Source organism: Cupriavidus sp. SIMBA_020, assembly GCF_046535395.1.
Taxonomy (GTDB): domain Bacteria; phylum Pseudomonadota; class Gammaproteobacteria; order Burkholderiales; family Burkholderiaceae; genus Cupriavidus; species Cupriavidus campinensis.
On sequence record NZ_JAWRWU010001047.1, the window covers coordinates 1 to 256 of the forward strand.

At 68.4% G+C, this 256-nt stretch carries 1 protein-coding gene; it reads left to right on the forward strand.

The features are described 5' to 3' along the window. Positions 1 to 256: ABATE domain-containing protein (locus SB751_RS32675; RefSeq protein ID WP_410749342.1), on the forward strand; the 256-nt coding region annotated here is incomplete at both ends.

A 256-nucleotide genomic window follows, 5' to 3' on the forward strand; every position in this document is an offset into this window, starting at 1 on the left:
CGCGACAACGCCAGGTCGCTGGTGCATGCCGCCAAGCAGGAAGGGGCCTCGGATGCCAGCGTCGTCAACCAGGTGCTCCAGGCGGGGCGCGCGTCCAAGGAACTGCGGTGGGATGACGCCAGCGCGTCGTTCAAGGTGGTGCGTCAGCGCCGTCGCGACGATGCTGCCAGCTTTCTCGAACCCGTCGCGCAGGCCGTCGTCAGGCTGCTGACCGACACGCAGCTCGAACTGGTGCGGCAATGCGAGGCGCACGACT